We start from the raw sequence: 24,450 nt of genomic DNA, 5'->3' as shown, positions 1-24,450 counted from the left end.
TAAAATCGGGCTCATTATAACGGCTCTTTTCCTGCCGACACTGCGAGCCCTCTGATGCCTGCGCCAATCCGAGTAAAAAACTGATGCCCACCACCTGGCATGTCCTCGGGGCCGGCAGTCTCGGCATGTTGTGGGCCACGCGCCTGGCCCGGGCCGGGTTACCGGTGCGGCTGGTGCTGCGCAACGAAGCGCGCTTGCAGGCCTACCGCAGCGCCGCGGGCCTGACGCTGGTGGAACAAGCCCAGGCGCAGTGCTACCCGGTGCCGGGCGAAACGGCGGACAGCCCGGAGCCGATCAAGCGCCTGCTGCTGGCTTGCAAGGCTTACGACGCGCAAGCGGCGGTGACGTCGGTGGCCCATCGCCTGGACGCAGAATCGGAACTGATCTTGCTGCAGAACGGCCTCGGCAGCCAGGACGCAGTGGCCAATTGCGTGCCCCAGGCTCGTTGCATCAGCGCCTCCAGCACCGAAGGCGCGTTCCGCGACGGTGACTGGCGCGTGGTATTCGCCGGCCATGGCTACACCTGGTTGGGCGACCCGGCTCACCCGGTGGCGCCGTTCTGGCTGGACGACCTGGCCGCCGCCGGCATTCCCCACGAATGGAGCGCCGACATCCTCACCCGCCTCTGGCGCAAGCTGGCACTCAACTGTGCAATCAATCCACTGACCGTGCTGCATCACTGCAAGAACGGCGGCCTGCTGGAACATCACTGCGAAGTGGCGACCCTGTGCGCGGAGCTCACGGAGGTGCTCGAACGGTGCGGCCAGCCCGCGGCGGCCGAGGATTTGCAGCCGGAAGTCGAACGGGTGATCCAGGCCACGGCCGCCAATTACTCCTCGATGTACCAGGATGTGGCCAATCGGCGTCGTACCGAAATCAGCTATTTGCTCGGCTACGCCTGCAAGGTTGCCCAGCGCCACGGGCTGACCGTGCCGCACCTGGAACAACTGCGCCAGCGACTGATTGTCCACTTGGACAACCTCGGATTGCCCAGCGACTGAGCAGCGGCTACGCTGGCCCTCGTGTTCCTTTCTTAGCGACGAGTCTGATGCCATTGCGCCAGCGCCTTGAAAACCTTCCGGTCGGCCAGAAACTGCTGGCCGCCCTGTTGGTGTTATTGACCACTGTCCTGCTGGTAGCCAACCTGACCTTTATCAGCGCCGCCTACTACATTTCCCAGGAAAGCATGGCGCCCCAGGCCCTGCAGACCATTGGCCGACTGGTCGCCAACCCGAGCCTGATCTCTGACGCCCTGCAGTCGCCACAAAGTGCCCAGCGCCTGCTCGACGAGCTCAACAGCTACGCACCGCTGCGGGCGGCGGCGTTGTACGACGGCCAGGGCGACCGCCTGGCACAGCTGCAACAGGGCGAAAAGCTCAAGCTGCCGGACCATTTCCGCAACATACAAGCCTGGCAAGCGAGCGAGTTCCGCAGCAACCAGGTCATTACCCTGCCCCGCCCCGGCACGACGCCGGGGCACCTGTTGCTGGTGGCCAGCAGCGAATTGCCGACGGCGTTCTACACTGGCACCCTGACCGCAAGCCTCGGCATCCTGATTTTCAGCGTATTGCTCTGGCTGGTCATCGCCCAGCAAATCAAACGCCTGATCACCCAGCCGATCCATCAACTCGAAGAACTGTCGCGCCAGGTCACCCGCGAAGAGAACTACTCCCTGCGCGCCGCCCGCGGTAATCACGACGAGATCGGCAGCCTGGCCGAAGCGTTCAACACCATGCTGTCGCGGATCGAGGCCCGGGAGCAGCAACTCAAGCGCGCGCGGGACGACTCCCAGGCCGCCTACGACCAGGCCCAGGGCCTGGCGGAAGAGACCCGCCATACCAATCGCAAGCTGGAGCTGGAAGTCCAGGTGCGCAGCAAGATCGAGAAAAAACTCACGGGCTTCCAGAATTACCTCAACAGCATCATCGACTCCATGCCGTCGGCCCTGATCGCCCTCGACGAGCAACTCTACGTCACCCAATGGAACCAGGAAGCCAGCGCCCTCTCCGGCACGCGACTGGACGAGGCCCTGAACCAACCGATCTTCCTTGCCTTCGAACCGCTCAAGCCGTACCTGCCCCAGCTCAAGCAGACCGTCGAGCAACATACGGTGGCCAAGATCGAACGCGTCACCTGGACCAAGGACGACGAGGCCCGGCATTACGCCCTGACGTTCTATCCGCTGATGGGCGGCGCCGGGCGGGGCGTGGTGATCCGCATCGACGACATCACCCAGCGCCTGTCGCTGGAGGAAATGATGGTGCAATCGGAAAAAATGCTCTCGGTCGGCGGCCTCGCGGCGGGCATGGCCCATGAGATCAACAACCCCCTGGGCGCCATCCTGCACAATGTGCAGAACATCCGCCGACGCTTGTCGCCGGAATTGCCGAAGAACCTCGAACAGGCCGAGCAACTGGGAATCGAACTGCCGGTGGTCAACCGCTACCTGGAAAGCCGGGAAATCCCACAATTGCTCGACGGCATCCAGCAGGCCGGCGCCCGGGCGGCGAAAATCGTCACCCACATGCTCAGCTTCAGCCGGCGCAGCACGCGGCAGATGGCGCCCTGCGACCTGCCGGCGCTGATCGACCAGGCGGTGGAAATCGCCGGTAATGACTTCGACCTGACGATCGGCTTCGACTTCAAGGGCCAGGCGATCATCCGTCAGTTCGACCCGAACCTGGGCCCGGTGCCCGGCACGGCCAACGAACTGGAACAGGTGCTGCTCAACCTGCTGAAAAACGCCGCCCAAGCCATCCACCAACGCCAGGACGACAGCGAACCCGGGCGCATCATCCTGCGTACGCGGTTGAATCCGCCATGGGCGGAAATCCAGGTCGAGGACAATGGCATCGGCATGAGCGAGAACGTGCGCAAGCGCACCTTCGAACCCTTCTTCACCACCAAGGAGATCGGCCAGGGTACCGGCCTTGGGCTGTCGGTCTCGTATTTCATCATCACCAACAACCACAAGGGCCAGATGGAAGTGCAGTCGGCGCCGGGCCAAGGCACCTGCTTCACCTTGCGCCTGCCCCTGACGGGCCCCTCGATGGTGGCGCAGGAAAACAAACCACTGGAGCGTTGAGCATGGGTTTCCGCTTGTCGAAGATTTACACCCGCACCGGCGACAAAGGTGAAACCGGGTTGGGCGATGGTCGCCGCGTGGCGAAGGACCACCCACGGGTCGAGGCCATCGGCGAAGTGGACACACTGAACAGCCAGTTGGGCTTGCTGCTGGCCGGGCTCGCCGCCGAAACGGCCCGGTGCCCGGCGCTGAAGGAAGTCAGCGAGGTGCTGGGACCTTGTCAGCATCGATTGTTCGACCTGGGCGGCGAGCTGGCGATGCCGGCCTACCAAGCCTTGAACGTGGCGGAAATCGAGCGGCTGGAAGCGGCGATCGATGTGTGGAACGAGGAATTGGGGCCGCTGGAAAACTTCATCCTGCCCGGTGGCTCGACCCTGATCGCCCAGGCCCATGTCTGTCGCAGCCTGGCCCGCAGCGCCGAGCGGCGTTGCCAGCAATTGAACGCGGTGGAGCCGCTGACGGGGCCGGGGCTGGCCTATATCAATCGGTTGTCGGACCTGTTGTTCGTGGCGGCGCGGGTCATTGCCCGGCGACAAGGAGTGGCGGAGGTACTGTGGGAAGCGGCGGCCAAGCCTGGGGGCTGAATCGTTCTTGAGGCCGCCATCGCGAGCAAGCTCGCTCCCACACGGGATCTTCGTCGTTCACAGAATCCCTGTGGGAGCGAGCTTGCTCGCGATAGCGTCATCTGCTGCACCACATTCTCAAGCTGCTGGCCAAAACGCCCGAATTCCCGCCACACCCTGGGCCCCGGCTTCCCAGGCTTTTTGCCGCTCACCAGGCCCGACCCCACCCAACAGATAGACCGGCCGGTCAAAGCCATCGATCAACCGCGCCGCCTCTGCCCACCCCAACGGCTGTGCATCGGGATGGGTCTGGGTCGGCTGTACCGGCGAAAGCGTGACGAAGTCCACGTCCATTTGCTGCGCCAGGGACAGCTCCTCGGCGTTATGGCAGGAAGCCGCCAGCCAGCGGTCCTTGCCGAACGGTCGACCGGCCGCGGCATGCTTGCGCAGTTGCGCGGCGGTAATGTGCCAGCCAGCGGAAGGAAAATCCCCCAGCCATTCGAACGGCCCCTTGAGCATCAGTTGAGCCTTGCCGGCACACAACCCCGCCGCATCCACCGCCAGGTCGCGGTATTGCGGATCGTAGCCGTTGGGGGCGCGTAGCTGGACCAACTTGATCCCGCCGGCAATCGCCTTCTGCATGCCGCGCAGCAAGGCCGGCGTCTCAAGGCCTTCGGGAGTGATCAGGTATTCACCCGGCAAACGAGCCGCCGCGACGATCGGCTGATTGGCCGCCGGGAACTCATGGTTCGTCAGGTCGCGGGCCGTCACCCAGGCCAACGGTTGCCCTTCGGCGCCATGGGGCTCGCCGGTGAACGCCGAGACTTCCCAGACATCCAGCAACACCTGCTTGTCCGGGTAATCGTGACGCACCTTGATCAACGGCCGGGCGGCGTCGACGACAATGCCCAGCTCCTCGTGAAGTTCACGGGCCAGGGCGGTTTCGACGGATTCGTCGGCCTCGACCTTGCCGCCAGGAAATTCCCACAGGCCGCCCTGGTGCTGGATGTCTGCCCGTCGGGCGATCAGGATTTTACCGGCGGCATCGCGGATGACCGCTGCCGCCACATGGACTCGTTTCACCGCGCAGTGTCCTCCAGGCCAGCCTGTTGCCACACCTTGAACGCTGGCCATTGATATAGGGTTTCGACGTAGGCCTCATCGACCTCGGACAGTTTCACCTGATAAGTGCGCAAGCGCACGGCAACAGGGGCAAAAAACGCGTCGGCCAGGCTGACGCGGCCAAACAGGTAGGGACCGGCCTCGGTCGCCGCGGCACGGCATTCAGCCCACAGCGCCAGCATCCGCTCGATTTCCACTTGGACATCAGCCGGCATGGGCGACAGCGGTGCATCGCGCAGCAGGTCAAACGGCATATGGCTGCGGATGGCGAAAAAACCGCTGTGCATTTGCGCACAGGCCGAGCGTGCCTGGGCCCGGGCGGCCACATCCTTGGGCCAAAGACCGGCCTGCGGGAACTGTTCGGCCAGGTATTCGGCAATCGCCAGGGAATCAGCGATCACGCCGAATTCGGTCTTGAGCAACGGGACCTTGGCCGTGGCCGAATGCTTGAGCAGCTTTTCGCGGGTGTCGGGCTGGTCGAGCCTGACCAGCTCCTCGGTGTATTGCTCGCCGGTCAATGCCAGGGCCAGTGCGCCGCGCATGGACCAGGAAGAAATGCGTTGGTCGCCGATGATCAGGTGCAGGCTCATGCGTGGAGTCCTTTCTTAAGGTTTTGAGATGTCTGTACCGGCGCCATCGCGAGCAGGCTCGCTCCCACAGGAGAATGGTGGTGTGAATAGATTTTACCCCAGCAAATCCCTTGTGGGAGCGAGCCTGCTCGCGAAAGGAGCGACTCGATCCCAAACCTGTCAGGTCCGGTATTCAGCGTTGATCTTGACGTACTCGTGGGACAGGTCGGTGGTCCAGATGGTTTCGCTGCAATCCCCCCGTCCCAACTCGATACGGATGGTGATTTCTTCCTGCTGCATCACTGCCGCGCCCTGGGCTTCAGTGTAAGTGGCAGCACGAGCGCCTTGGCTGGCGATGCAGACGTCACCGAGGAACACGTCGATCTTGCTCACGTCCAGCTCAGGCACGCCGGCCCGGCCGACAGCGGCGAGGATGCGGCCCCAGTTCGGGTCGGAGGCAAACAGTGCGGTCTTGATCAGCGGCGAGTGCGCCACGGTATAGCCCACATCCAGGCATTCCTGGTGATTGCCTCCGCCATTGACCTGCACGGTCACGAACTTGGTCGCGCCTTCGCCGTCACGGACGATGGCCTGGGCCACGTCCATGCACACTTCGAACACGGCCTGCTTCAGGGCCTCGAACAGTGGGCCGCTGGCCTCGGTGATCTGCGGCAGCTCAGCCTGGCCGGTGGCGATCAGCATGCAGCAGTCGTTGGTGGAGGTGTCGCCGTCGATGGTGATGCGATTGAACGACTTGTTGGCACCGTCGAGCATCAGGTCTTGCAGCACCTGGCGCGAGACCTTGGCGTCGGTGGCGATGTAGCCAAGCATGGTCGCCATGTTCGGCCGGATCATGCCAGCGCCTTTGCTGATGCCGGTGACGGTGATGGTCACACCGTCATGCTCGAACTGACGGCTCGCACCCTTGGGCAGGGTGTCGGTGGTCATGATGCCGGTGGCGGCGGCGGCCCAGTTGTTTTCCGACAGGTCGTCGAGGGCGGCTTGCAGTGCGCCTTCGATCTTCTCGACCGGCAGCGGTTCGCCGATCACGCCGGTGGAATACGGCAGCACCTGGCTGGCGTCGACGCCGGTCAATTCCGCCAGCTTGGCGCAGGTGCGCTCGGCGGCGGCCAGGCCTGGTGCGCCGGTGCCGGCGTTGGCGTTACCGGTGTTGGTCAACAGGTAACGCACCGGCCCCTGCACGCGTTGCTTGGCCAGGATGACCGGCGCGGCGCAAAAGGCGTTGAGGGTGAACACACCCGCCACCGTCGAGCCTTCGGCGCAACGCATGACCACGACGTCCTTGCGCCCGGGGCGCTTGATGCCCGCCGAGGCAATACCGAGTTCAAAACCGGCAACCGGGTGCAACGTGGGCAACGGACCAAGACCAACAGCCATGAATGCGCTCCTAAATTAGATGTCTATCGACGCCGTCCTCATTGGGATGGCGAATCAAAATGGCAAAACGCCGCGACGGATAGCATCCGGTCGCGGCGCGGGTGGTTCAGCCTTGAAACGGGTTTATTGGATCTGCCCGTGGCAATGCTTGTATTTCTTGCCCGAACCGCAATAGCACAGTTCGTTACGGCCCAGCTTCTGCTCGTTGCGCACCGGTGCGGTCGCCAGGGCGACATCCACATCGACGCCCTCTTCGGCGACCACTTCCAGGCCAGGGGCTTCGGCGTGCTCGAACTGCATGCGCGCAGCCAGGGCTTCGGCTTCCTGGCGCAGGCGGGCTTCTTCCTCGGCCGGGTCTTCGCGGCGAACCTGTACGTGGGACAGCACACGGATCGAGTCGCGCTTGATCGAATCGAGCAACTCGGAGAACAGCGTGTAGGACTCGCGCTTGTACTCCTGCTTCGGGTTCTTCTGGGCGTAACCACGCAAATGGATACCGTGGCGCAGGTGGTCCATGGTCGACAGGTGGTCTTTCCACAAATCGTCCAGTACCCGCAGCACAATCTGCTTCTCGAAGGAACGCAGTGCCTCGGCGCCCGCCTGGTCTTCCTTCTCGTTGTAGGCAGCGATCAGTTCGGCCAGCAGTTTTTCACGCAGGGTTTCTTCGTACAGGTGATCGTCTTCGTCGAGCCATTGCTGGATCGGCAATGCCACGCCGAAATCGCTCTGCAAGGCGGCTTCCAGGCCGGCGACGTCCCACTGTTCCGGCAGTGACTGCGGCGGGATGTGGGCGCTGACGGTGGCGTTGAGCACGTCCTGGCGGAAATCGGCGATGGTTTCGCCAATGTTGTCGGCGGCCAACAAACTGTTACGCATGTGATAGATCACTTTACGCTGTTCGTTGTTGACGTCGTCGAACTCGAGCAATTGCTTGCGGATATCGAAGTTGCGGCCTTCGACCTTGCGCTGGGCCTTCTCGATGGCGTTGGTCACCATGCGGTGCTCGATCGCCTCGCCGGGCTGCATGCCCAGGGCCTTCATGAAGTTCTTCACCCGGTCAGAGGCGAAGATGCGCATCAGGCTGTCTTCCAGGGACAGGTAGAAACGGCTGGAGCCGGCATCGCCCTGGCGACCGGCACGGCCACGCAACTGGTTGTCGATACGACGGGATTCGTGACGCTCGGAGGCAATCACCTGCAAACCGCCGGACTCCAGCACCTGCTGGTGACGCTTCTGCCAGTCGGCCTTGATCTGCGCGATCTGCTCGGGGGTCGGGTCTTCCAGGCTGGCGACTTCCACTTCCCAGTTGCCGCCCAGCAGGATGTCGGTACCACGGCCGGCCATGTTGGTGGCGATGGTCAACGCACCCGGGCGACCGGCCTGGGCGATGATCTCGGCTTCCTTCTCGTGGAACTTGGCGTTGAGGACCTTGTGCTCGATGCCTTCCTTGTTGAGCAAGGCGGACATGTGCTCGGAGGTCTCGATGGTGGCGGTACCCACCAGGATCGGACGGCCCTGGGCCATGCCTTCCTTGATGTCGTTGATGATCGCCGCGTACTTCTCTTCGGCGGTCAGGAACACCAGGTCGTTGTAGTCCTTGCGGGCCAGTGGTTTGTTCGGCGGGATCACCACCACTTGCAGGCCGTAGATCTGGTGGAATTCGAACGCCTCGGTGTCGGCGGTACCGGTCATGCCGGACAACTTGCTGTACAGGCGGAAGTAGTTCTGGAAGGTAGTCGAGGCCAGGGTCTGGCTCTCGGCCTGGATGTTCAGGCCTTCCTTGGCTTCGATGGCCTGGTGCAGGCCTTCGGACAGGCGACGACCCGGCATGGTACGGCCGGTGTGTTCGTCCACCAGCACGACCTGGCCGTCCTGGACGATGTATTCGACGTTGCGATGGAACAGCTTGTGGGCACGCAGGCCGGCATAGACGTGGGTCAGCAGGCCCAGGTTATGGGCCGAGTAGAGGCTCTCGCCTTCGGCCAGCAAGCCGACGCGGGTGAGCATTTCCTCGATGAACTGGTGACCGGCTTCGTTGAGTTCGACCTGGCGGGTCTTCTCGTCGATGGTGTAGTGCCCGGGCTGGGTCACTTCGCCTTCGACTTCCTCGACATGCAACTTGAGCTGCGGGATCAGTTTGTTGATCTCGATGTACAGCTTGGAGCTGTCCTCGGCCTGGCCGGAAATGATCAGCGGGGTACGGGCTTCGTCGATGAGGATGGAGTCGACTTCGTCGATCACGGCAAAGTTGAGTTCACGCTGGAATTTTTCTTCCATGCTGAACGCCATGTTGTCGCGCAGGTAGTCGAACCCGAATTCGTTGTTGGTGCCGTAGGTGATGTCGGCGGCGTAGGCGGCACGCTTCTCTTCCGGTGGCTGGAACGGCGTGACGACGCCGACGGTCAGGCCGAGGAATTCGTAGAGCGGGCGCATCCAGTTGGCGTCGCGGCGGGCCAGGTAGTCGTTGACCGTCACCACGTGCACGCCCTTGCCGGACAGTGCGTTGAGGTACACGCCCAGGGTCGCCACGAGGGTCTTGCCCTCACCGGTACGCATTTCGGCGATCTTGCCTTCGTGCAAGGTCATGCCGCCGATCAACTGAACGTCGAAGTGGCGCATGCCCATGATCCGCTTGCCGGCTTCACGGGCGACCGCAAAGGCTTCGGGCAGGAGCTGGTCAAGGGTTTCCCCCTTGGCGATGCGGTCCTTGAATTCGGCAGTCTTGGCGCGTAACTGATCGTCCGAAAGGGCCACCATTTGCTCTTCGAAGGCATTGACAGTCTGTACCGTCTTGAGCATGCGCTTGACTTCACGCTCGTTCTTGCTTCCAAAAAGTTTCTTTAACAAAGGCGCAAACATATCGGCAGGATCTTCCACACTAAAGGGATGGAGGGCGGCCCCATGAGTCGCCCGTGCAGCCCTCATGGCCGCATGCGAACGAGCATTCTACCCGGAAACGATGGAGAGGAAAGTGGCGTTATTCCACGATGCTGGCACAGCGCTGTGACGGGGCCACCCTAAAATAAGGGCTTTTGCGCGAACTTCAACCCACAAAGCGCAGAAGTTACTCACTGATTGTGTAGCCAAAAGCCGCTGGGCGAGAGGGTCGAGGCGCGTCCGGCGCTTTCTGCTACCATGGCGCCTCTGTCACTTGCGGTATTCATTCATGGCCTTTCGCCCTCTTCCAGCCAAGGCGCCCGCCGTTCTGCTGCGCGAAGCCAAGCCGCTGAAAGCCATCTTCGGCCACGCCAAACGCCTGGGCCACTTGCAGCGCCTGCTGGACAGCCAGTTGCAACCGGCCGCCCGCGAGCATTGCCACGTGGCGTCCTGGCGCGAAGGCAGCCTGCTGTTGATCGTCACCGACGGCCACTGGGCCACGCGCCTGCGCTACCAGCAAAAACGCCTGCTGCGCCAACTCCAGGCGTTCGAAGAATTCGCCAACCTGACGCGGATCCTGTTCAAGGTGCAGCCACCCACCGTCCAGGTCGGCGCCAAAGGTCATACACTGGACCTATCCACCGACGCCGCGGCGACCATCCAGGCCACCGCCGACGGCATCACCGACCCCAACCTGCGGGCGGCGTTGGAGCGGTTGGCGGCGCATGCGCGGCCCAAGGCCTGAAATATTCATCGCCTGTAGAATCGCAATCGCGAGCAGGCTCGCTCCCACAGTAGGTCTTCTGCGGATACACATTTCGTGTACTGCACAGATTCCTGTGGGAGCGAGCCTGCTCGCGATTGCGGAAAGTCAGTCAACACAATCTTCGCAGGCTTGCTCGCGAAGGGGGCAACTCGGTCTCGACTACCGGCGCCGCTTGCTGCCCCCCAGCAACGACCCCATCAACCCGCGCACCAGCTGCCGGCCCAGTTGATTGGCCGCCTGGCGCATCGCCGACTTGAGCGCCTGGCCAGCCGCCGAGCCAAGGAACTCGCCGGCCTTTTCGGTGAAGCTCGGTTCTTCCGCCGCCGGTTTGCCCGGGGTCACTTCGGCCTGGGGCTCCAGCCCCTTGCGTCCCATCAGCACTTCGTAGGCCGATTCGCGATCAATGGGCTTGTCGTAGCGCCCTTGCAGTGACGAACTGGCGATCAACCCGGCGCGCTCGGCCTCGCTCAGCGGCCCGATGCGCGATTGCGGAGGTGCCACCAGCCCGCGCTGGACCATTTCCGGCGTGCCCTTTTCCTGCAAGGTGCCCACCAGGGCTTCACCGATGCCCAGCTCGGTCAGCACCGCCAGGGCATCGAACTGCGGGTTGGGCCGGAAACCGTCGGCCACCGCCCGCAGGGATTTCTGCTCCTTGGCCGTGAAGGCCCGCAAGCCGTGCTGGATGCGCAACCCTAACTGGGCGAGCACATCGTCCGGCAAATCGCCCGGCGACTGGGTCACGAAATACACCCCCACGCCCTTGGATCGGATCAGGCGCACCACTTGCTCCAGGCGCTCCTGCAAAGCCTTGGGCGTACCGGCAAAGAGCAAGTGCGCCTCATCGAAGAACAGCGCCAGCAGCGGCTTGTCCGCATCGCCGCGCTCGGGCAGCTGTTCGAACAGCTCGGCCAGCAGCCACAGCAGGAACGTCGCGTAGACCTTCGGCGCTTCGTGGACCAGGCGGCTGGCGTCGAGCAAGTGGATGCGGCCACGGCCATCGCTGGCCGGTTGCAGGATGTCTTCGAGCTGCAACGCCGGTTCGCCGAACAACGCGTCCGCGCCCTGCTGTTCCAAAGTGGACAGGCGCCGCAGCAGCGCCTGACTGGAGCCGGTGGTCATCAGCGCCGCGTCGTCCCCCAGCAGCTCGGGGTTGTCCTTGAGATGATTGAGCAGCGCCTTCAGGTCCTTGAGGTCCAGCAACAACAGGCCTTCACGGTCGGCCACCTTGAACGCGGCGTAGAGCGCCGACTGCTGGCTGTCCGTGAGTTCCAGCAGGCTGCCGATCAACAACGGGCCCATCTCACTCAGGGTGGTGCGCAGTGGATGCCCGGACTGGCCGTGGATATCCCACAAGGTCACCGGATAAGCCTGGGGCTTGTGGTTGAGCCAGGGCATGCCGGCGATGCGCTCGGCGATCTTGCCCTGGGGGTTGCCGGCAGCACCCAGGCCGCACAGGTCACCCTTGATATCCGCCGCGAACACCGCCACGCCGGCATCGCTGAACATTTCGGCCAGGCGCTGCAAGGTGACGGTCTTGCCGGTCCCGGTGGCGCCGGCCACCAGGCCATGACGGTTCGCCAGGCGCATGGCCTGGGCGATGGGCTGGCCGCTGAGGTCGGCACCGATAACGAGTTGCGATGAGTCAGGCATGTGGTCACCCGTGGTGTTTGCGATATGACGCCATTTTGCACGCTTATATAAAAGCATGCCTGGCGCATCAAGGCCCTGGCAGCAGGAATAATAGCTGCGAACCTGGGCCGGCCCTATCGCGAGCAAGCTCGCTCCCACAGAGATTTGGGGCGAGGCACAGATCCCATGTGGGAGCGAGCCTGCTCGCGATAGGGCCCTGTCAAACCCAGCAATACTCCACTGGCGGTGCACCCGCCCCACAACCCCAACCGAACATCTATTCTTCATAAAGGTCAACACAGGAGAACACAGACCGGAGGGACGTTCATCGTGCATATAGCGGACATAACCATGTTCTACGCCCCCGCCAGTGGAGGCGTGCGCACTTATCTGGATGCCAAGCACCGGCGCCTGGGCGATCGGCCCGGTATTCGCCACAGCCTGTTGATCCCCGGCGCGCATTTGAGCGAGCACGACGGAATCTACAAGGTGCCAGCCCCTGCGCTGCCGTTCGGCAAGGGCTATCGCTTCCCCCTTCGCCTGGCGCCCTGGCGCAATGTCCTGCGCGATCTGCAACCGGATCTGATCGAGGTCGGCGATCCGTACCTCACCGCCTGGGCCGCACTGGATGCCCGCCGTCAGCTCGACGTGCCCGTCATCGGCTTCTATCACTCCGACCTGCCGCTGTTGGTGAGCAACCGCATGGGCAACTGGTTCACCCCCAATATCGAAGCCTATGTCAGCAAGTTGTATGGCAATTTCGACCGGGTCCTGGCGCCGAGCCAGGTCATGGCCGACAAGCTGACCGGGCTGGGGGTCAAGAACGTCTATGTGCAACCCTTGGGCGTTGACCTGCAAACCTTCACCCCTGCCGCCCGCGACCCGGAACTGCGGGCCGAGCTGGGTATCGCCGAAGACGCGCGCCTGCTGATTTTCGCCGGTCGCGGCTCCAAGGAAAAAAACCTGCCGGTGCTGCTCAAGTGCATGAAACGCCTGGGCGAGCGCTATCACCTGCTGTTGGTGGGCTCATCGATGCCCGCCGTGGTGCCGGACAACGTCACGGTGGTCGACGAATTCTGCCCGGCGCCGCAAGTCGCCCGGCTCATGGCCAGCGCCGATGCCCTGGTGCACGCCGGCGACCAGGAGACCTTCGGCCTGGTGATCCTCGAAGCCATGGCCAGCGGTATTCCCGTGGTGGCGGTGGCAGCCGGGGCTTTCACCGAAATCGTCAACGAAGACTGCGGCCTGCTGTGCACACCCAACAATCCGCAGGCCATGGCCAATGCCGTGCGGCAACTTTTCAGCGAAGGCTGCCAACGCCGTGGCCTGCTGGCGCGCCGGCATGTGGAGCGTCATTACGCCTGGGACACCGTGGTCAACAGCTTGCTGGGGCACTACTACGCCGTACTCGGCGAACAAATGCCGTTGCTGGCCAATGGTTGAGGCGAGGAGCGTGTCGATGAGTTCTTCGCCCAGCGTGCTATTGGTGTTGCACGACGTGGCACCGCAAACCTGGCCTGACTACCAGCCCTTCGTCGAAGCCGTGGATGCCCTCGGCCAAGTGCCGATGACCTGGCTGGTGGTGCCGGACTTTCACCGTACCAATGCCCTGGAGGCTCACCCCGACTTTCGCCGCCTGCTCGACCGCCGGGTCGAGCGCGGCGACGAGTTGGTGCTGCATGGCTACTATCATTGCGACGACGGCCCTGTCGCCCGCCACCCCAAGGAGTGGTTCATGCGCCGGGTCTATACCCATGAGGGGGAGTTCTACAACCTGTCCGAGGCCGCCGCCCTGGCCCGCCTGCGCGCCGGGATCGACACCTTTGAGCGCTACCATTGGCCGCTGGAAGGTTTCGTCGCCCCGGCCTGGCTGATGAGCGAAGGCACGCGCCAGGCCTTGCGCCAGTTACCGCTGAGCTACACCAGTGACACCCAACACCTCTATCGCCTGCCCGACTTCAGCGCCATTGACGCGCCGGGCCTGGTCTGGAGTGCCCGCAGTGCCTGGCGCCGCGGCCTGTCGAAAGTCATCAGCGACCAGCGTGAACAGCGCTGGCGCCAGGCTCCGGTGATTCGTCTGGGCCTGCACCCGGTGGACATGCGCCACGGGTTTTCCCGGGACTATTGGCTGCGCACCCTCGAACGCCTGCTCAACGACGGTCGCGTGCCGATGACCAAGGTTGGCTGGCTGGCAACCCAGGGGCTGCGGGCCCGCAGCGCCGCATGAAACGGCTGATCTGGCTGGGCGCCGCCCTGCTCACGGCGCTGCTGGTGCCGCTGCTGGTCGGCGGCGGGGAAATGTGGTCGCGGGTGCAGCGCTTTCCCCTGTCCCTGCTGCTGACCATGCTCGGCATGATCGTGCTGTGCTGGGGCTTGAATTCCGTGCGCCTGCGCCTGTTGCTGGGTGAATACCGTGGGCGCATCGGCGGATGGAAAAGCATGGGCATGGTGATGTCCACCGAGTTCGCCATGTGCGCGACGCCTGGAGGCAGCGGCGGCCCACTGACGCTGATGGCCCTGCTGGCGCGCAACGGTGTACGCCCGGCCCATGGCAGCGCGGTGTTCGCCATGGATCAACTGAGCGACTTGCTGTTTTTCCTCTGCGCCCTGGTGGGCATTCTGTTCTACGCGCTGTTCCAGAACCTCAGCCAGCGCCTGGAATGGATGCTGGCGTTGAGCGCGATTTCGTTGTTTGGCGGGCTGTTCGGCTGCGTGCTGGTGGCCCGCTATCATCGTCAGCTGATTCTGCTGGGCGCTCGCGTGCTGCGGCACTTGCGGGTGAAGACCGCCACCCGCCGACGCTGGGGCCGCAAGATCCTGAACTTCCTCGCGGCCTTCACCGACACCTTGAAATTGCCACGACAGACGCTGTTCCAGGTCTTCGGCCTGACCTGCCTGCATTGGGCGCTGCGCTACAGCGTGTTGTACCTGGCATTGAAAGGGCTGGGCGCGGACCTGCAGTGGGCGTGGAGTTTCCTGATCCAGATGCTGTCCTTGAGCGCGGGGCAGTTCAGCCTGCTGCCGGGCGGTGCCGGGGCGGCCGAGCTGACGTCGGCGGCGCTGCTGGCCCCCATGGTGGGCAAGTCCACCGCAGCCGCGGCGATCCTGATCTGGCGGGCGGTGACCTATTACTTTTACCTGGTGGCCGGTGGGCCGGTGTTCTTCCTGATGGTCGGGCGGCCGTTGATCAAGAAGCTGATCAGGCTCAGGCAAGCCTGACCGGTCACGGCGTCTGTTCGGGCTCGTCCTGGGGATGCAATTGCTCCCACAATTGCGCGGCGTCGGGAAACTCGGTGCCATCCTCCGGGCTCAACGCGTCGGGGTCATAGCGGCTGAGGCAGCCCTCGCCCAGGGTGGCTGGCGCCTTGGAGGTGGCTTTGTCCAATGGATCGGTCATGGCGCGTGCTCTGGTAAGAAGGTTGCCCGAATCATTGTGCCCAGGGATTGCTCCCGCTCGGCTGCGCCTGTAGGAGCTGACGAGCGAAGCGAGGCTGCGATCTTTCCCCTACCGCTTGAGTCTCAAGCGAAAGAGAAAAATCAAAGGATCGCAGCCTTCGGCAGCTCCTACAAGCGCCCAAAACCCAGTCAGAAGACCACGGTCTTGTTGCCGTGCACCAGCACCCGGTCTTCCAGGTGATAACGCAGGCCCCGGGCCAATACCATCTTCTCTACGTCACGGCCGAAACGCACCATGTCTTCGATGCTGTCGCTGTGGCTGACGCGCACCACGTCCTGCTCGATGATCGGGCCGGCATCCAGCTCTTCAGTCACGTAGTGACAGGTGGCGCCAATCAGCTTCACACCGCGCATCGACGCCTGGTGATACGGCTTGGCCCCGACGAACGACGGCAGGAAACTGTGGTGGATGTTGATGACCTTGTGGGCGTATTCGCTGCACAAGGCCGGCGGCAGGATCTGCATGTAGCGAGCCAGCACCACCACCTCGGCGTCGTGCTGCTTGACCAGTCGCGAGACCTCGGCGAACGCCGGATGCTTGTCCTGCGGGTCGACCGGCACGTGGTAGTACGGGATGCCATGCCATTCCACCATGCTGCGCAAGTCATCATGGTTGGAAATCACACAGGCGATGTCGCAATCGAGCTCATCGCTGTGCCAGCGGTGCAGCAGGTCAGCCAGGCAATGAGACTCGCGGCTGGCCATCAGCACCACGCGTTTTTTCTGCGCGGTGTCGGTGATACGCCAGTCCATCGAGAACTCTTCGGCAATGGGGGCGAACGCTTCACGAAAGGCTTCAATGTCGAAGGGCAGCGAGTCGGCACGAATCTCGTGACGCATGAAAAACCAACCGCTTTGATTGTCCGAGTGATGGCTCGCTTCGGTGATCCAGCCGTTATGGGACGCCAGAAAGTTACTGACTTTAGCAACGATGCCGACGCGGTCCGGGCAAGCAATCACCAGACGAAAAGTGCGCATTAGGGAAACTCCAGAACTTCGCAAAGGCGGCCATTCTAGCCATTGCGCGGCAAAACTGCAGTATCGATGACACGCCGGATCCTGGGCGACAGCCCCAGGCCATGGCCGGCGAGGCCCGGGAAGGCAGATTATATGTGAACGGATGTGAAGACACTGTCGCGGTATTTAACTGCAACAGGCGTTTTTGTGGCGCGGCACTAATTAATTAAATAAAACACCGGTTAAATGTTTACTTGATGAAACTGTCTGATTACTATTGTCGCACTGTCTCCTTGTCACCCGCGTCCTACATAAGGTAGTCCACATGTCCTTGATCAATGAATACCGCGCCACAGAAGAAGCCATCAAAGAACTGCAAGCTCGCCTGAAAAACCTGTCGCAAGACGACAAACTGCAAACCGAGCTTGAATTCGAAGGCAAACTGCGCACGCTGATGGGCGAATACTCCAAGTCGCTGCGCGACATCATTGCCCTGCTGGATCCAGAAGCCAAGTCGAGCAAAGCCCCACGTGGCGCCGTGAAAACTACCGGCACCAAGCGCGCTCGCAAAGTTAAGCAATACAAGAACCCGCACAACGGTGAAGTCATCGAAACCAAAGGTGGCAACCACAAGACGCTGAAAGAGTGGAAAGCCAAGTGGGGCGGTGACGTGGTAGAAGGCTGGGCAACCCTGCTGGGCTAAGCCTCACCGCGGCGCAAGCTTCTTTGCGAACAAAAAAACGCCAGTGATTACTGGCGTTTTTTTATGCCTGTTATCTTTTCATTTCATTGCGATTCAAGGCTTAAACGTTTACGCAATTGCTGGCTGTAGCCCTGCCACTCCACGAGTACTTCTCGCTGCATCGGCGTAGACAGGGCCAGCCACTCTCCCATCGCCTCGTCAAAACTTTGCAAGGTATTAGGCGCTCCCCATTCCGGGGCGGACAGACGTTGTTGACAGAAAATTGTCCAGCGCTCCTGCTCTTCGGGACTCAAGGTGTCTGGAAAGTTGCGTGCACGATATCGGAACAAAAGTTCCGGTAGACGCTCATCATCGAAAGGCCATTGCGCTTGCGCCAATTGCGCCGGGTCCGCCATGCGCACTTGTTCACATAAACGCCGATCGCGATCGCCCAAGAAACCCGCGTATAACTGTTGCTCGGGATCCTCGCTGGCGGTGAAGTCCTCGCGGCCATAAATAGCCTGAAGTTTATCCTGCCAAACTTTCTGTGCGTCAGTTAGCCGCAATGCGCGCTGTCGATAGCCCTCCATGTCCAGCTCCAGCCGCTGCTGGTCCTCGACGCGCAGCACCGACAACGGCGCGACCACCGGGCATTTGTTGATATGGATAAGTTTGAGCGGCACCGGCAACTCGCCTTCGAGCAGTTCTTCGCGGCGGGTATACAAACGCTGGCGCAGGCTTTCGGCGTCATCGTCCAACAGGCCCTGGGGGTCCAGGTGCAGGTCGCAGACAATCAGGGCATTGCGGTTTTTCGGGTGCCAGGCCAACGGCAATACCACGCCGATGTAGTTGCGCGCCGCCGAGAAGCGACCGGAAATATGCACCATCGGCTGCAACAGGCGGATCTGGTCCATCACTTTCTGCTTGCTGCGCAACTGGAACAGCCAGTCGTAGAGCCGCGGCTGCCGCTGACGGACCAGGCGGGCCAGGGCGATGGTCGCGCGCACGTCCGACAACGCATCGTGAGCCTGGCCATGATCGATGCCATTGGCGGCGGTCAGGCGTTCGAGCTTGAGGCTGACGCGACCGTCCTCTTGCGGCCAGACAATGCCTTGCGGGCGTAGCGCATAGGCCGCGCGCACCAGGTCGATCAAGTCCCAGCGACTGTTGCCGCCCTGCCATTCCCGTGCGTACGGGTCGAAGAAATTCCGATAGAGGCTGTAGCGGGTCATTTCATCGTCGAAACGCAGGGTGTTGTAGCCGGCACCACAGGTACCGGGCGCGGCCAGTTGCCCGTGGACACGGGTCATGAAGTCGGCTTCGCTCAAGCCTTTTTCGGCCAGGCATGTCGGGGTGATGCCGGTAATCGCACAGGCCGCCGGATGCGGCAGGATGTCATCGCTGGGCCGGCAATAAAGATTCACCGGTTCGTCGATTTCATTGAGCTCGAAATCGGTACGGATACCCGCCACCTGCAAGGGCCGGTCGCAACGCGGGTTGATGCCGGTGGTTTCGTAGTCGTACCAGAAGATGGAAGTCACGGGCTGTTCCTGAACTGAAGACTGGCGAAGTCTAGGCGCTCGGGCCTGCCCTGGGCCAGCGGTGGTGTAACTTTTGAATTTCTTTACAAAATCCATGTACACCACAGACCTTATGTGGGAGCCGAGCTTGCTCGCGATGACGGCGGCACGTTCAACATCGATGCAACCAGACCCACCGCAATCGCGAGCAAGCTCGGCTCCCACAGGGATTTGGGTGAGCACACAAATCCATGAACATGGCTGATCCATCAAATGACCTGCACGGCCATATCGTTTGCCTACACAAAGGCTGCTAGCATCGCAGCCCATAGACCCTTCGAACCGGCCCCACCACTCAGGTTGCCCATGCTCGAGACACCAGCACTGCAAAGGAACGCGACGCTGCCCGCGCCCCTGGACACGCGTTATCAGGTGGAAACGCCGGAGGGCATCGACCTGCCACTGCGCCCGGCGGGGCTGATGCCGCGTGCGATCGCCTTCACCATCGATCTGGGTATACGCGGCTTGGTCCTGGGTGTTTTTTTCCTGGTCCTGGCGTTTTTCGGCGAGCTGGGGCTCGGCCTGGGGTCCATCCTGCTGTTTGTCGTCAGTTGGTGGTACATGGTGCTGTTCGAAGTACTCAACCAGGGGCGTTCTCCCGGCAAGCAGATCATGGGGCTGCGCGTGGTGCAGGACGATGGCCGGCCCATCGGCTGGTCGGCGTCGTTGATCCGTAACCTGCTGCGTTTCGTCGACATGCTGCCCTTCGGCTACACCTTCGGGGCCATCTGCTGCCTGCAGCATCCGGCGTTCAAGCGCCTGGGCGATCTCGCGGCCGGTACGCTGGTGGTCTATCGCGAACAACCGGTCAAACGCCCCGCATTGCCCATGGTCCCGCCGATACGCGCGCCTTTCACCCTGAACCTGCATGAGCAACGCGCCGTGCTGGGCTTCGCCGAACGCCAGGCCGAACTGTCCCAGGCGCGGGTCAACGAACTGGCCGCGATCCTGGCCGCGCCACTGAACGTCCAGGTGCCGAACGCCACCGCCGAGCTCAATGGCATCGCCCGCGGCCTGCTGGGGCCGACATGAAGCAGAGCCTGTTCGAAAGCCGCCACCAAGGAGAATGGGAGCACCTGGCCCAGCTACTCGATCAATTGGAGCGCAGCCGCAACGTGCCCCAGAGCGGTGACTTCCCTGCCGCCTACCGACGGCTTTGCCATCACCTGGCATTGGCCCAGGCCCGGGGCTACAGCAGCTTGCTGGTCGACACCCTGCAGCAACTGGCGCTGCGCGGTCACCAGCAACTCTACCGGGATCGCAGCCGACCATCGGCCAGCCTTTCGGCCTTTATCCTGGTCGGTTTCCCTCGACTGGTGCGTGAACAATGGCGCTTCGTGCTGGCCGCCGCCCTGATGTTCCTGGGCAGCCTGGTCGGCATCGGGCTGCTGGTCTATCTGTTTCCGGAACTGGTCTACAGCGTGCTGGGCGCCGACGAAATCAGCCAGATCCGCAGCATGTATGACCCGGCCTCCGGGCACCTGGGACGCTCGGTCGAACGGGCCGCCAGCGAAGACTGGGTCATGTTCGGCTACTACATCATGCACAACATCGGCATTGCTTTTCAGACGTTCGCCAGCGGCTTGATCTTTGGGCTGGGGAGCGCGTTCTTCCTGTTTTTCAATGGCCTGACCATTGGGGCGGTGGCCGGGCACCTGACCCAGATCGGTTCCGGTGGAACGTTCTGGTCGTTCGTGATCGGCCACGGCGCCTTCGAACTCACCGCCATCGCCCTGGCCGGTGCCGCGGGCCTGCAACTGGGCTGGGCGTTGATCGCCCCGGGACGCCTGACCCGTGGCGAGGCCTTGCGGCTCGCGGCGGGTAAAAGCGTGCTGATGGTCGGCGGCGTGATGCTGTTCCTGCTCATCGCCGCGTTCATCGAGGCCTACTGGTCTTCCAGCGCGGTAACGCCCGCCACCAAATACACCGTGGGCGGCTTGTTGTGGCTGTTGGTCATCAGCTATCTGTCGCTTGCCGGACGGGCCCGCCATGCGCCTGAGTGATGCCACCGTCGTCATCCGCCCACGCACCACCTGGGAAGCCATGGACCTTGGCGTGTTGATGAGCCAGCAGCATCGACGCTTGCTGATGACCAGCTGGGCGATCATCACGCTGCCGGTGTACCTGTTGCTGACCCTGCTGCTATGGGACTCACCGTCCCTGGTGGTGATGCTGTTCTGGTGGTTGAAACCGGCCTTCGACCGTCTGCCGCTGTACATCCTGTCCAAGGCGCTGTTTGGCGAAACCCCCACCTTGCGACAGGCCTTGCGCCAATGGCCGGCGCTGCTCAAGCCCCAGTTGCTGACCAGCCTGACCTGGCGCCGACTGAGCCTGAGCCGCAGCTTCCTGCTGCCGGTGGTGCAACTCGAAGGGCTAACCGGTGAAGCACGGGAGCAACGCAAACGGGTATTGCTGCAACGCAACCGCGGCGCGGCGCAATGGTTGACCATCATCGGCATACACCTGGAAACCGCCCTGTGGTTCGGCCTGATGGCCCTGTTCTATCTGTTCGTGCCGCAACAAGTCGAACTGCAATGGGACTGGGAGACCTTGGTGTCAGCAGCCGAGCACGACTGGTTGTGGTTCGAACACCTGGTCAACTTCCTCTACCCACTGCTGCTGATCTTGTGGGAGCCGGTGTACGTCGCCTGTGGCTTCAGCCTCTACCTTAACCGGCGCACGATCCTCGAAGCGTGGGACATCGAACTGGTGTTCCGGCGCCTGCGCCAGCGCCTGAGTGGCGTGGCCCCGGCATTGTTGCTGCTTGCCCTGGTGATGCTGCCGCTGGTGCCCCCGGCATGGGCCGACGAAGAGCCCAACACCCCCGACAGCCCGCGGCTGCTCAACCAGCCCCTGACCAGCGAAGCCTCCCGGGCCGGCATCAAGGCGATCCTCGAGGCCCCGCCATTCAAGAACCCGCAGACCGTCACCCGTTATCGTTTCGGCGAAGAAACCGCCGAACCCACCGACGAGACCGAGGCCAAACCGAGCTGGCTCAAGGCTCTGTTCAAATGGCTCGGCGGCCAACGCTTCGACATCGCCGCCGCGCTGATCCAGGTCGCGCTGTGGGCCTGCCTGGCAGGTGCGATCGCCTGGCTGGCCTGGCACTACCGGGAACGGCTCAAAGCCCTGGTCAATCGGCGACCGACGCAACGCCTGCCCGTGGAACGAGCGGCACCGGCACACATGTTCGGCCTGGATATTCGTGAAGAAAGCCTGCCGACCGACGTCGCCGCCAGCGTCGAACAGCTGTGGCCCACGCAACCCCGAGAAGCCTTGGGCCTGCTGTACCGGGCACTGCTCAGCCGGTTGCATCATGACTTCAAGATCCCTTTGAAACCGTCCGACACCGAAGGCCAGGTGCTGCAACGCGTCGAACGGCTCGAGCAGGACAACCTGCTGGGCTTCAGCAAAAGCCTGACCCTGCATTGGCAGAACATTGCCTATGGGCATCGCCCGCCGCCGCCCCACCTGCAACAGGAACTGTGTGACGGCTGGCGCGGGTTGTTCGGGCCGGGAGCGTCTCGATGAGCCGGCACACGGGGTGGCTGATCGGCGCCGTGCTGGCCGCCGTGGTGTGCGCATTCGGTTTTTACCTCTACGCCCAGGCCGTGCCCTATGAAGAGGTCGTCGAGCACGGCCCCTCCCCGGAAGTACAGGCCAACCCTTACCTGGCCGCCGAACTGTTCCTGCGCCAGCGGGGGATCAACGTCGAGCACGCCAACAGCCTGGAGGTGCTGCCCACCCTGGAGCCACGCCAGCACAGCCTGCTGTTGCTGGGCGAGCGCACGCACATGACGCCACGGGAAGTCGAACAGTTGATGAACTGGACCCGGGCCGGCGGACGCCTGGTCTTTGTGGCCGAAGCCTTGTGGGACAAGAGCACCGGCAGCAGCGGCGACCTGCTGCTCGACCGCGTGCGCCTGCGCCAACTCCTGAGCGAAGACCTCAAGGAGCCCGCGCCCGAACTGATCAAGGACCGTTACCCGGAACTGACCAAGCTCTACCTGGAAGACGAAGAGGCGCCGGCGTATGCCAGCTTCGACACCGACTTCCACCTCGAAGACCCGTACAACCTGGCCCAGGCCTGGGCCAACAGCGCGTTGTCGACCCACATGATGCAATTGAACCTCGGTCTCGGCTCGATCACGGTGATCACCGACGCCGAGCTGTGGAAGAACGACGCCATCGACCAGTACGACAACGCCTGGCTGCTCTGGTATTTGAGCGCCGACACGGACGTCACCCTGCTGTTCAACACCGACCACGACACCTTGCTGACCCTGTTGCTGCGCTATTTCCCCCAGGCGCTGGTGGCACTGCTGGCCTTGGTCGCCCTGTGGTTCTGGCATTCGGCGGTGCGCCACGGCCCGCTGCAACCACCGGCCTCCCAGGCCCGGCGCCAGCTGGAAGAACACGTACAGGCCAGCGCCGGTTTCCACCTGCGCCACAACGGCCAGCAGCACCTGTTGCATGCCTTGCAACAAGACGTGCTGCGCCGGGCCCGCCATCTTCACCCAGGCTTCGAACAACTGGCCGTCGCCGAACAATGGCAGGTCCTCGCCCGCCTGACCCGACAGCCCACGCGGGCCATCAGCCAGGCCTTGAGCCCACGGCCGAAACAGCGTATGTCCAGCGCAGAGTTCTGCCGCCAGGTCGCCCATTTGCAAACCCTCAGGAATGCCTTATGACTGAACAGAACGAACCTATCGACAGCCAGGCCCACGCCGCCCAACAGCGCCAGCGCGCCATTCAGTTGGCCCAGGCGATCCGCACCGAGCTGCGCAAGGCGGTGGTCGGCCAGGCCAGCGTGATCGACGATGTGCTCACGGCGCTGATCGCCGGCGGCCACGTGCTGCTCGAAGGCGTTCCCGGGCTGGGCAAGACGTTGCTGGTGCGCGCCTTGGCTCGCTGCTTCAACGGCGAGTTCGCGCGCATCCAGTTCACCCCCGACCTGATGCCCAGCGACGTCACCGGGCACGCGGTGTATGACTTGCAGACCGAGCAGTTCAAGCTGCGCAAGGGCCCGGTGTTCACCAACCTGTTGCTGGCCGACGAGATCAACCGCGCACCGGCCAAGACCCAGGCCGCGCTGCTCGAAGCCATGCAGGAACGCCAGGTCACCCTCGAAGGCCGCGCCCTGCCCATCAGCCAGCCGTTCATGGTACTCGCCACCCAGAACCCCATCGAACAGGAAGGCACCTACCCGCTGCCGGAAGCCGAGCTCGACCGCTTCATGCTCAAGGTGCGCATGGACTACCCGGACGCCGACCAGGAGCTGGACATGGTGCGCCAGGTCAGCCGCTCGACCCGTGCCGACATGCTCGACGTGCAACCGCTGCGCATGGTGCTGCAGGCCAAGGACGTGCAAGCGTTGCAACGCATCGCCAGCGACCTGCCGATGGACGACCAGGTGCTCGACTACGCCGTGCGCCTGGCCCGCACCACCCGCAGTTGGCCGGGTTTGACCCTCGGCGCCGGGCCCCGTGCGTCAATTGCGCTGGTGCGGTGCGCCCGGGCCCGGGCGTTGTTGCGCGGCGGCGAGTTCGTGGTGCCGGACGACATCAAGGGCTGCGCCCTGGCCGTACTGCGCCATCGGGTACGACTGGCGCCGGAACTGGACATCGAAGGGCTGTCGGTGGACCAGGTGCTGGGGCAGTTGCTCGATCAAGTGCCGGCGCCGCGGTTGTGAATACGCACTTCGTGATGGAGAGACTCATTGTGGCGAGGGGATTTATCCCTGCTGGGCTGCGAAGCGGCCCCCTG

The 24,450-nt window shown here is 63.1% G+C and carries 21 protein-coding genes; 13 read left to right on the top strand and 8 right to left on the bottom strand.

The features are described from left to right. The first annotated feature begins 83 nt into the window (after positions 1-83). Genes BLQ55_RS01780 through BLQ55_RS01770 form a run of 3 tightly spaced genes read left to right on the top strand, consistent with a single transcriptional unit; the run spans position 84 to position 3,669 of the window. Positions 84-1,001, top strand: coding sequence for a putative 2-dehydropantoate 2-reductase (locus BLQ55_RS01780; RefSeq protein ID WP_092252013.1), 918 nt, complete (start codon positions 84-86; stop codon positions 999-1,001). A gap of 47 nt (positions 1,002-1,048) precedes the next feature. Then, positions 1,049-3,085, top strand: coding sequence for a sensor histidine kinase (locus BLQ55_RS01775; protein ID WP_092252012.1), 2,037 nt, complete (start codon positions 1,049-1,051; stop codon positions 3,083-3,085). A gap of 2 nt (positions 3,086-3,087) precedes the next feature. Continuing rightward, on the top strand, positions 3,088-3,669 hold the full coding sequence (locus tag BLQ55_RS01770) for a cob(I)yrinic acid a,c-diamide adenosyltransferase (RefSeq protein WP_092201455.1): 582 nt from the start codon (positions 3,088-3,090) through the stop codon (positions 3,667-3,669). A gap of 117 nt (positions 3,670-3,786) precedes the next feature. Here BLQ55_RS01770 and BLQ55_RS01765 read toward each other — a convergent pair whose 3' ends face one another. The 4 genes from BLQ55_RS01765 to secA form a co-directional block, all read right to left on the bottom strand. Next, positions 3,787-4,731: a Nudix family hydrolase gene (locus BLQ55_RS01765; RefSeq protein ID WP_092252010.1), complete on the bottom strand. Its 945-nt coding sequence runs from the start codon at positions 4,729-4,731 to the stop codon at positions 3,787-3,789. Then, positions 4,728-5,360, bottom strand: a complete 633-nt coding sequence (locus BLQ55_RS01760) for a glutathione S-transferase family protein (protein ID WP_092252008.1) — start codon at positions 5,358-5,360, stop codon at positions 4,728-4,730. The genes BLQ55_RS01765 and BLQ55_RS01760 overlap by 4 nt, the downstream gene beginning before the upstream one ends. A gap of 159 nt (positions 5,361-5,519) precedes the next feature. After that, positions 5,520-6,737 (bottom strand): bifunctional glutamate N-acetyltransferase/amino-acid acetyltransferase ArgJ, encoded by a 1,218-nt coding sequence (argJ, locus tag BLQ55_RS01755; protein WP_092252006.1) that lies wholly within the window; start codon positions 6,735-6,737, stop codon positions 5,520-5,522. Between the two features lie 123 nt (positions 6,738-6,860). Beyond that, positions 6,861-9,596: a preprotein translocase subunit SecA gene (gene secA, locus BLQ55_RS01750; protein WP_092201447.1), complete on the bottom strand. Its 2,736-nt coding sequence runs from the start codon at positions 9,594-9,596 to the stop codon at positions 6,861-6,863. A gap of 307 nt (positions 9,597-9,903) precedes the next feature. Between secA and BLQ55_RS01745 the strand changes: the two genes are divergently transcribed. Beyond that, the gene (locus BLQ55_RS01745) at positions 9,904-10,359 is read left to right on the top strand and encodes a DUF721 domain-containing protein (RefSeq protein WP_092252004.1); all 456 of its coding nucleotides are present in this window, start codon (positions 9,904-9,906) and stop codon (positions 10,357-10,359) included. Positions 10,360-10,539: 180 nt separating this feature from the next. On the opposite strand, the gene BLQ55_RS01740 is transcribed toward BLQ55_RS01745, so the two are convergent. Further along, positions 10,540-12,030 (bottom strand): helicase HerA-like domain-containing protein, encoded by a 1,491-nt coding sequence (locus BLQ55_RS01740; RefSeq protein WP_092252002.1) that lies wholly within the window; start codon positions 12,028-12,030, stop codon positions 10,540-10,542. A 330-nt stretch (positions 12,031-12,360) separates the two neighbouring features. On the opposite strand from BLQ55_RS01740, the gene BLQ55_RS01735 reads away from it, so the two are divergent. The 3 genes from BLQ55_RS01735 to BLQ55_RS01725 are packed head-to-tail and all read left to right on the top strand — an operon-like array spanning position 12,361 to position 15,228. Continuing rightward, positions 12,361-13,452: an N-acetylglucosaminyl phosphatidylglycerol synthase gene (locus BLQ55_RS01735; RefSeq protein WP_092252000.1), complete on the top strand. Its 1,092-nt coding sequence runs from the start codon at positions 12,361-12,363 to the stop codon at positions 13,450-13,452. A gap of 16 nt (positions 13,453-13,468) precedes the next feature. Further along, the gene (locus BLQ55_RS01730; protein ID WP_092251998.1) at positions 13,469-14,236 is read left to right on the top strand and encodes an N-acetylglucosaminyl phosphatidylglycerol deacetylase; all 768 of its coding nucleotides are present in this window, start codon (positions 13,469-13,471) and stop codon (positions 14,234-14,236) included. Beyond that, entirely contained in the window at positions 14,233-15,228 is a 996-nt protein-coding gene (locus BLQ55_RS01725; protein WP_092251996.1) for a glucosaminyl phosphatidylglycerol flippase, read from the top strand. The genes BLQ55_RS01730 and BLQ55_RS01725 overlap by 4 nt, the downstream gene beginning before the upstream one ends. Positions 15,229-15,232: 4 nt before the next feature. On the opposite strand, the gene BLQ55_RS32085 is transcribed toward BLQ55_RS01725, so the two are convergent. Continuing rightward, positions 15,233-15,406, bottom strand: coding sequence for a hypothetical protein (locus tag BLQ55_RS32085; RefSeq protein WP_170842278.1), 174 nt, complete (start codon positions 15,404-15,406; stop codon positions 15,233-15,235). 188 nt (positions 15,407-15,594) lie between these two features. Continuing rightward, positions 15,595-16,443: a formyltetrahydrofolate deformylase gene (purU, locus tag BLQ55_RS01720; RefSeq protein ID WP_092251994.1), complete on the bottom strand. Its 849-nt coding sequence runs from the start codon at positions 16,441-16,443 to the stop codon at positions 15,595-15,597. 304 nt (positions 16,444-16,747) lie between these two features. Here purU and mvaT point away from each other — a divergent pair, with 304 nt between their 5' ends. After that, positions 16,748-17,125 (top strand): histone-like nucleoid-structuring protein MvaT, encoded by a 378-nt coding sequence (gene mvaT, locus BLQ55_RS01715; protein WP_003205091.1) that lies wholly within the window; start codon positions 16,748-16,750, stop codon positions 17,123-17,125. 83 nt (positions 17,126-17,208) lie between these two features. Here the strand turns inward: mvaT and sbcB are convergent, their stop codons facing one another. Then, positions 17,209-18,645, bottom strand: a complete 1,437-nt coding sequence (sbcB, locus tag BLQ55_RS01710; RefSeq protein WP_092251992.1) for an exodeoxyribonuclease I — start codon at positions 18,643-18,645, stop codon at positions 17,209-17,211. A gap of 345 nt (positions 18,646-18,990) precedes the next feature. Between sbcB and BLQ55_RS01705 the strand changes: the two genes are divergently transcribed. From BLQ55_RS01705 to BLQ55_RS01685, 5 genes are read left to right on the top strand one after another with little or no spacing between them, the layout of a single operon-like run. Then, complete coding sequence (locus BLQ55_RS01705; RefSeq protein WP_092201433.1) at positions 18,991-19,716, top strand: RDD family protein; 726 nt, start codon at positions 18,991-18,993, stop codon at positions 19,714-19,716. Further along, positions 19,713-20,687 carry a stage II sporulation protein M gene (locus BLQ55_RS01700; RefSeq protein WP_092201431.1) on the top strand — a complete coding sequence of 325 codons (975 nt, stop codon included), beginning with the start codon at positions 19,713-19,715 and terminating at the stop codon, positions 20,685-20,687. Before BLQ55_RS01705 ends, BLQ55_RS01700 begins: the two co-directional genes overlap by 4 nt. Beyond that, positions 20,674-22,215 (top strand): DUF4129 domain-containing protein, encoded by a 1,542-nt coding sequence (locus BLQ55_RS01695; protein ID WP_092251990.1) that lies wholly within the window; start codon positions 20,674-20,676, stop codon positions 22,213-22,215. Before BLQ55_RS01700 ends, BLQ55_RS01695 begins: the two co-directional genes overlap by 14 nt. Next, positions 22,212-23,375 carry a DUF4350 domain-containing protein gene (locus BLQ55_RS01690; protein ID WP_092251988.1) on the top strand — a complete coding sequence of 388 codons (1,164 nt, stop codon included), beginning with the start codon at positions 22,212-22,214 and terminating at the stop codon, positions 23,373-23,375. The genes BLQ55_RS01695 and BLQ55_RS01690 overlap by 4 nt, the downstream gene beginning before the upstream one ends. Continuing rightward, on the top strand, positions 23,372-24,376 hold the full coding sequence (locus BLQ55_RS01685) for an AAA family ATPase (protein ID WP_092201425.1): 1,005 nt from the start codon (positions 23,372-23,374) through the stop codon (positions 24,374-24,376). The genes BLQ55_RS01690 and BLQ55_RS01685 overlap by 4 nt, the downstream gene beginning before the upstream one ends. The last annotated feature ends 74 nt before the right edge of the window (positions 24,377-24,450 follow it).

Source organism: Pseudomonas sp. NFACC13-1 (assembly GCF_900104425.1).
Classification (GTDB): domain Bacteria; phylum Pseudomonadota; class Gammaproteobacteria; order Pseudomonadales; family Pseudomonadaceae; genus Aquipseudomonas; species Aquipseudomonas fluorescens_AA.
Note: the sequence above shows the minus strand (reverse complement) of the source record. Positions and strands in the feature narration are given on the sequence as shown.